The 7584-nt window shown below is 73.1% G+C and carries 7 protein-coding genes; 5 read left to right on the top strand and 2 right to left on the bottom strand.

Translation table 11 applies throughout. From position 1 onward, the window contains the following. A partial coding sequence (locus NH287_RS10445; protein ID WP_374209381.1) for a hypothetical protein occupies positions 1-225 on the bottom strand: 225 nt, incomplete at its 3' end. 169 nt (positions 226-394) lie between these two features. Here NH287_RS10445 and NH287_RS10440 point away from each other — a divergent pair. From NH287_RS10440 to NH287_RS10430, 3 genes are all read left to right on the top strand, one after another. After that, complete coding sequence (locus NH287_RS10440) at positions 395-1867, top strand: GuaB1 family IMP dehydrogenase-related protein (RefSeq protein WP_253035556.1); 1473 nt, start codon at positions 395-397, stop codon at positions 1865-1867. A 116-nt stretch (positions 1868-1983) separates the two neighbouring features. Continuing rightward, positions 1984-3312 (top strand): hemolysin family protein, encoded by a 1329-nt coding sequence (locus tag NH287_RS10435; protein ID WP_253035561.1) that lies wholly within the window; start codon positions 1984-1986, stop codon positions 3310-3312. Next, positions 3309-4361, top strand: a complete 1053-nt coding sequence (locus tag NH287_RS10430) for a hemolysin family protein (RefSeq protein WP_253035555.1) — start codon at positions 3309-3311, stop codon at positions 4359-4361. Before NH287_RS10435 ends, NH287_RS10430 begins: the two co-directional genes overlap by 4 nt. A 28-nt stretch (positions 4362-4389) precedes the next feature. Here NH287_RS10430 and NH287_RS10425 read toward each other — a convergent pair whose 3' ends face one another. Continuing rightward, on the bottom strand, positions 4390-5463 hold the full coding sequence (locus NH287_RS10425) for an NADH:flavin oxidoreductase/NADH oxidase (protein ID WP_253035554.1): 1074 nt from the start codon (positions 5461-5463) through the stop codon (positions 4390-4392). A gap of 22 nt (positions 5464-5485) precedes the next feature. Between NH287_RS10425 and NH287_RS10420 the strand changes: the two genes are divergently transcribed. Both NH287_RS10420 and NH287_RS10415 read left to right on the top strand, forming a co-directional pair. After that, the gene (locus NH287_RS10420) at positions 5486-6319 is read left to right on the top strand and encodes an ADP/ATP-dependent (S)-NAD(P)H-hydrate dehydratase (RefSeq protein WP_253035560.1); all 834 of its coding nucleotides are present in this window, start codon (positions 5486-5488) and stop codon (positions 6317-6319) included. A 35-nt stretch (positions 6320-6354) separates the two neighbouring features. After that, positions 6355-7569, top strand: coding sequence for a glycosyltransferase 87 family protein (locus NH287_RS10415; RefSeq protein ID WP_253035553.1), 1215 nt, complete (start codon positions 6355-6357; stop codon positions 7567-7569). Positions 7570-7584: the final 15 nt, after the last annotated feature.

Here is a 7584-nt window from a genome sequence, read left to right as displayed (position 1 = left end):
GGGAGCCGGCGCAGCGGATGCCGCCGGTGCAGCGGGAGCCGGTGCGGCGGATCCGGCCGGTGCGGATGCCGTCGCGGGTGCGCCGGAGGCTCCGTCGGGGGTGTAGGCCTCGAGGATCGGCCACCACTCCTTGTCCACCGAGTTCTTGTCGCGGCTGTACTGCTCGTACAGCTCCGCGACGAGCCATTCGTTGGCTCCGAACTCCCCGTCGCTCGTAGTTCCCACGCCGGTCGCCTGACTGGACACGGTTCCGCCTGCTTTCGTCGTCGACGTTCGAAATGTGCGGTGCCCGCGCGGCCTCGCGCACAGAGATCAAGGGTATCCCAGGTTCGCGTCCGCCCGACCCGCTCACGCCGTCCGGCGCAGGGGCTCGACGGTCGCCTAGCGTGGGAGTATGCACTACTCCGGTGAGCGGCCCGCAGGCGACCTGACCTACTCCGACGTGTTCCTCGTCCCGCGACGGTCGGACGTGACGAGTCGCCTCGACGTCGACCTCTCGCCCGGCGACGGGACGAGCGCGACGATCCCGCTCGTCGCCTCCAACATGAACTCCGTCACGGGGCCGCGCCTCGCGGCGACCCTGGCCCGTCGAGGCGGGCTCGCGGTGCTGCCCCAGGACATGCCGCTGCAAGAGGTCGACGCGGCGATCCGGTGGGTCAAGGACCAGCCGGTGCGCTGGGACACCCCGCTCGTCCTGCCTCCGGAGGCGCTCGTGTCGGAGGCGGCCGCACTCCTGCCTCCGGCCGCGGGGCACGGCATCGTCGTCGCGGCGTCCTCCGCGCACGGTGCGGGCGCATCGCGGGTGCACGTCGACGACATCCTCGGCATCGTCCCCGCCGAGCGGCTGGGGACGGCCCTGCCGGACGCGCGGCTCGGCGACCTCGTGCGGGGGCGGGCGGCATCCATCGACGCCGACGACGTGGACACTGCGCGGGCGGCCTTCGACCTCCTGGTCGCGGCGGATGCCGACATCGTCACGGTCCTGCAGCACGGCCACCTCGTGGGCACGCTGTCGCAGCGGACGGCCCTGCGCTCCTCGCTGTACCGGCCGGCGGTCGACGCCGACGGACGCCTCATCGTCGCCGCAGCCGTCGGGATCAACGGCGACGTCGCGGCGAAGGCGCGCGCCCTCGCGGCCGCCGGTGTCGACGCGCTCGTCGTCGACACCGCGCACGGTCACCAGGAGAGCATGATCCGGGCGCTGCGCGCCGTCCACGCCGAGGGGCTCGACCTGCCCATCGTCGCCGGCAACGTGGTCACCGCCGAGGGGGTCCGCGACCTCGTCGAGGCGGGCGCCACGATCCTGAAGGTCGGCGTCGGCCCGGGCGCCATGTGCACGACCCGCATGATGACGGCCGTCGGCCGTCCGCAGTTCTCCGCGGTGCTCGAGACCGCCGAAGCGGCGACCGCCGCCGGTGCCCACGTCTGGGCGGACGGGGGTGTCCGCTACCCCCGGGACGTCGCCCTGGCCCTCGCGGCGGGCGCGGCATCCGTCATGATCGGCTCGTGGTTCGCCGGCACGATCGAGTCGCCGGGCGAGCTGCGGGTCGACGCCGACGGGCGGGTTTTCAAGGAGTCGTGGGGCATGGCGTCGACGAAAGCGGTGCAGGGGCGCTTCGGCCGCCTCGACCCGTTCGAGCGCGCCCGGAAGGAGCTGTTCGCCGAAGGCATCTCGTCGTCGCGCATCTACCTCGACCCGCTGCGCCCGAGCGTCGAAGACCTGCTCGACATGATCACCTCGGGCGTGCGTTCGTCGTTCTCGTACGCCGGAGCCGCGACGGTCGCCGACTTCCACGAGCGGGCGACGGTCGGCTTCCAGTCGGCGGCGGGATACGAGGAGGGCAAGGCCCTGCCCGTCAGCTGGTGAGCCGCCGCCCCCGGGCGGGGGCGGGCGTGCCGTAGAATCGTCCGCACAATGGACGACCCTCCCAGTAGACCCTCGCCCCACCGACCCTGCTCCCCGATGATCGGGGGTGACGTGTGATGGACTACGTCATGTTGGGCGTGGGGCTGCTCCTGACCGTGGGAACCGGTCTGTTCGTCGCGAGCGAGTTCGCCCTCGTGAACCTCGACCGCGCCGACCTCGAGGCCCGCCGCGCCGCCGGCGAGAGCCGTCTGTCGCTGACGATCAACGCGCTGCGGATCACCTCGACTCACCTGTCGAGCGCGCAGCTCGGCATCACGCTGACGACGCTCCTGACCGGTTACACGATGGAACCGGCGCTGTCGAACCTGCTGAACCCGGTCTTCGCCCTCTGGGGCGTGCCGGAGGCGGCATCCCGTCCCATCGCGACCGTCGTGGCGATCACGGTCGCGACCGTCTTCTCGATGATCATCGGCGAGCTCGTCCCGAAGAACTTCGCGCTCGCCGTCCCGCGGCAGACCGCGAAGCTCGTGATCGGGTTCCAAACGGTCTTCACGGCGGTCTTCCGCCCCGCGATCCTCCTCCTCAACGGCAGCGCCAACGCGGTGCTGCGTGCCATGGGCGTCGAGCCCAAGGAGGAGCTGTCAGGTGCCCGCACGGCGGAGGAGCTGTCGAGCCTCGTGCGGCGCTCCGCGAGCGCCGGCGTGCTCGAGGAGGACACCGCGTCGCTGCTCGATCGCACCCTGACCTTCTCGCGGCTCACGACCGCCGACGTCATGACGCCCCGGCCGAGCGTCCACGCCGTCGCCGCCGACGACAGCGTCGAGGAGATCGTGCAGCTGGCGCGCCGCACCGGCCACAGCCGGTTCCCCGTCTACGGCGAGTCGATGGACGACATCACCGGCATCGTCCACCTCAAGCAGGCCGTGTCGGTGCCGCGCGAGCGTCGCGCCGACGTCCCCGCCGCCGCGATCGCGCAGGAGCCCCTGCGCGTCCCCGAGGCGGTTCACCTGGACGGCCTCATGTCCGAGTTGCGCTCGCGCGGCTACCAGATGGCGATCGTCGTCGACGAGTACGGCGGCACGGCGGGTGTCGTGACGCTCGAGGATCTCGTGGAGGAGATCGTGGGCGAGGTGCTCGACGAGCACGACCGCAGCCGCGCGGGCGTCGTGCGGGCGAAGGGGTCGATCATCTTCCCCGGCGACCTGCGTCCCGACGAGGTGCTCGACCGCACCGGCATCCGCGTCCCCGAGGGTGACGTGTACGACACCGTCGGCGGCTTCATCATGGCCACGCTCGAGCGCATCCCGGCGGTCGGCGATCAGATCACCCTCGAGGACGGGACCATCACCGTGCAGCGGATGGACGGTCGCCGCGTCGACCGCGTCAAGTTCGTGCCCGCTCCCGTGCCGGTCGGCGCCGAGACCGAAGGGGGTGAGCGCCGATGAGCGACTGGGCCGGAATCGCCTGGCTGGTCGTCCTCCTCGTGGCCAACGCCTTCTTCGTCGGCGCGGAGTTCGCCGTCATCTCGGCGCGACGCTCGCAGATCGAGCCTCTCGCCGAGAAGGGGTCCCGCTCGGCGAAGACCGCGCTGTGGGCGATGGAGCACGCCACGCTCATGCTCGCCACGTGCCAGCTCGGCATCACGATCTGCTCGCTGCTGATCCTGAACGTCTCGGAGCCGGCGATCCACCACCTCCTGGCCGTGCCGCTGGAGGCGATCGGGCTGCCGTACGCGGTCGTCGACGTCACCGGGTTCGTCATCGCGCTGCTGCTCGTGTCGTACCTGCACGTCGTGTTCGGCGAGATGGTGCCGAAGAACCTTGCGTTCTCGCTGCCGGACCGCGCGGTCCTGCTGCTCGCCCCGCCGCTCGTGTTCGTCTCGCGGGTCTTCCACCCGATCATCGTCGCGCTCAACTGGATCGCGAACCACGTCGTCCGCCTGTTCCGCGTCGAGCCGAAGGACGAGGCCGCCTCGACCTTCACCCTGGACGAGGTCGCCACGATCGTGAACCAGTCGCGCATCGAGGGTGTGCTCGACGACGCGTCGGGCGCCGTCGCCATGGCGGTCGAGTTCACCGACAAGAAGGCGAAGGATGTCGCGGTCCCGCTCTCGGAGCTCGTCACCCTGCCCGAGCACACGACGCCCGACGAGATCGAGCGGGCCGTGGCCCGTCACGGGTTCTCGCGCTACGTGATCGTCGACGACGAGGGGATGCCGCTCGGTTACGTCCACCTCAAGGACGTGCTGCGCGCGGCGGAGGGACCGGATGCCGAGGCGACGGTCGACGCACCGATCAAGCCGAAGCGCATCCACCACATGATCCCCATCGGCGAGGCCACCGACCTCGAGGACGCGCTCGCGCTCATGCGGCGTTCGAGCCGGCACCTCGCGCAGGTGCGCGATTCGGCGGGGGAGACGACGGCGGTGCTGTTCCTCGAGGACATCATCGAGGAGCTCGTCGGCGAGGTCCACGACGCGACGCGGCGTCTCTGAGGTCGCCGGCGACGCGTCGCGGGCGACCTCAGCGCCGGCGGGCGCGGAGGTACTGCGGCGGCCACAGCGCCGCGGCCTCCGCGTCGCCGAGCTCGTCGGCGGCGCGCAGGGCGAAGTGGGGGTCGCGGAGCCAGCCGCGCCCGACCATGACGGCGTCGGCGAGCCCGTCCTGCAGGATCGTCTCGGCCTGCGCGCCGTCGAGGATCTCGCCCACCGCCGTGACGAGGAGTCCGGTGCGCTCGCGCACCGTGGCGGCGAACGGCACCTGGTAGCCCGGTCCGGTCGTGATGCGCTGGTGGGCGACGAGCCCGCCGGTGGAGATGTCGATGACGCTCGCGCCGCGCTCGCCGGCCCAGGCGGCGACGGTCGCCGTCTCGTCGACGCCCCAGCCGCCGTCGGCCCAGTCGGTGGCCGAGAACCGGACGGCGATCACCCGGCTCGGCGCGGCCTCGCGGACGGCGGTGACGACGCGCAGCAGGAGGCGCGCACGGTTCTCGAGCGATCCGCCGTAGGCGTCGGTGCGCTCGTTCGACAGCGGCGAGAGGAACTGGTGCAGCAGGTAGCCGTGGGCGGCGTGGACCTCGAGGAGATCGAACCCGGCCTCGTCGGCGCGGCGGGCGGCCTGCGCGAAGGCGTCGACGAGGGCGTCGATGTCTCCGTCGGTCATCGCGACCGGTGGCGCGTAGCCGTCGAACGCGATCGCCGAGGGGGCCACCGTCGTCCAGCCGCCTTCCGCGGGGGCGACGGAGCCGCGGGCGTCGTCCCACGGCCGGTGGGTCGAGGCCTTGCGGCCCGCGTGCGCGAGCTGCACCCCGGCGAGGGCGCCGCGAGCGTGGATCGCGGCGACGATCGGAGCCCAGGCGTCCCGCTGCGCGTCGTTCCAGAGCCCCGCGTCGTGCGGGGTGATCCGCCCCTCCGGGGTGACGGCGGATGCCTCGGCGATGACCACGCCCGCACCGCCGGTCGCGAACTGGGCGAGGTGCACGTGGTGCCAGTCGTTCGGCACGCCGTCCACCGCCGAGTACTGGCACATCGGCGAGACCCACAGGCGGTTGCGCGCGGTGGCGCCGGCCAGTTCGAGGGGGCGGAACAGCAGGGTCATGGGCGGACTCCGTCGCAGTAGGGTGGGCGCCATGGCGGCGCGGGGATGGACGAGGGCGGACACGGCCGAGGTCGTCTTCGGGCCAACGGCGGACGACGACAAGTATTCCCGCGGTGTGGTCGGCCTGCGGACCGGATCGACGGCCTTCCCCGGTGCGGCGGTGCTCGGCGTCGAAGCCGCCTGGCGGACGGGCGTCGGCATGGTGCGCTATCTCGGACCGCAGCGCGCGGCGGACCTCGTGCTCGCCCGGCGCCCCGAGACGGTGACCGCGGACGGTCGCGTGCAGGCGTGGGTGGTCGGGTCGGGGACGGATGCCGCGCACCGCTCCGCGCGCGAGCGCGCCGCGCTCGGCGGCATCCTCTCGGGGGAGGTCCCCGTCGTGGTCGACGCCGGCGCCCTGGATCTCGCCCCGGCGGCGGCTGCGCCGGTCGTGGCGACACCGCACGGCCGCGAGCACGAGCGGCTGCGGCGGATGCTGGGGCTCGACCCGGACGTGGACGATGCGTCCGAGACGGCGGCCGTCCTCGGCGGTGTGGTGGTGCGCAAGGGCGCGACGACGGTGGTCGCCGCGCCCGGCGAAGAGGCGATCGGGATCACGGCTCCCACCTCGTGGCTCGCGACCGCCGGCACCGGCGACGTCCTCGCCGGGACGGTCGGCGCCGTGATCGCGGGCGTGGTCGGGCGGGGCGGAGCGCCGGGCGACCTGGGCGCGCTGCAGCGGGCCGCGGCATCCGCTGTCTGGCTGCACGGCCACGCGGCGGCGCTCGCCGTCGCCGCCCACCGCGGCGGACCGATCGCGGCGCTCGACGTCGCGGAGCACCTGCCATTGACGGTCGCCGAGGTGCTGGCCGGCTGACACGCGTCGGTCGGCGGCGCCCGTAGGCTGGGCGCGTGACGAACCGCGTGCTGCTGTGGACCGTGTTCGTCCTCGTCCACGCGGGTGTCGGCCTGCTGGGGTTCGTCCTGCCGAACGAGCCCATGGGCGACGTGTACCGCGTGTACGAGCCGTGGTCGCGCGCGGTGTTCTCGGGCGGCGGCGTCGTGGGCGTGACGCAGGACTGGGTCTATCCCCAGCTCGCGCTGCTGCCCATGCTGCTCGCCCATCTGCCCGCCGGCCTCGTGGGCGACTACACGGTCGGCTGGGCCGTGCTCGTGACGCTGGTCGACGCGGTCGCCTTCGCGGTGCTCGTCGGCCGCGGGCACTCCCGCGGGCGCGTCGTCGCCGCCGCCTTCTGGCTCGCGGCGATCGTCTGCCTCGGCCCCGTCGGCCTCTATCGGATCGATGCGGTCTCGGTACCGCTAGCGATCCTCGGATGCCTGTGGCTGCTGCGCCGGCCCGCGCTCGCCGCCGCGCTCCTCGCGGCCGCGACCTGGATCAAGGTGTGGCCCGCCGCCCTCCTCGCGGCGGCCGTCGTCGCGGTGCGCCGCCGCGCGAGGGTGATCGCCGCCGCAGCGCTCGTGAGCGTCGCGGTGCTGGGTGTCGTCGTCGCCGCCGGCGGAGCGGACCACGCGCTGGGATTCGTCACCGGGCAGACCGGGCGCGGACTGCAGGTCGAGGCGCCCGTGAGCGCGCCGTACGTCTGGGGTGCGCTGCTGGGCGCCGACGGGTCGGCGGTGTACTACGACCAGGGCCTGCTCACCTTCCAGGTCACCGGCCCGCAGGTCGACCTCGTCATCGCCGCGATGACGCCACTGCTCGCCCTCGCGGCCGCCGGCGTCCTCCTGCTCGGGACCTGGCAGGTGCGTCGCGGAGTGCCGTTCGTGCGCCTGTTCCCCGTCCTCGCGCTCGCCCTCGTGCTCGTGCTCATCGTCGCCAACAAGGTCGGGTCGCCGCAGTTCCACACCTGGCTGTTCGCCCCCACCGTCCTGGGCCTCGTGATCGACCGGCGCCGATGGGTGGCTCCCGCCGCCCTCGTGCTCACGGCCGCCGCGCTCACCCAGCTCGTGTATCCCGTCCTCTACGGCGGCATCATCACACCGGCGGTCCTGCCCGTCGCGGTCCTCACGCTCCGCAACCTCGTGCTGGTGGGCCTCCTGGTGTGGATGGTCGCGCGCCTCGTCCGCCTTCCCGCATCCGTGTCCGCTCCCGTCCGCGTCGCCCCCTGATCCCGGAGGTCCTCC

Origin of the sequence: Microbacterium sp. CnD16-F (assembly GCF_024124465.1) — a bacterium.
Classification (GTDB): Bacteria; Actinomycetota; Actinomycetes; order Actinomycetales; family Microbacteriaceae; genus Microbacterium; species Microbacterium gawkjiense.
Note: the sequence above shows the minus strand (reverse complement) of the source record. Positions and strands in the feature narration are given on the sequence as shown.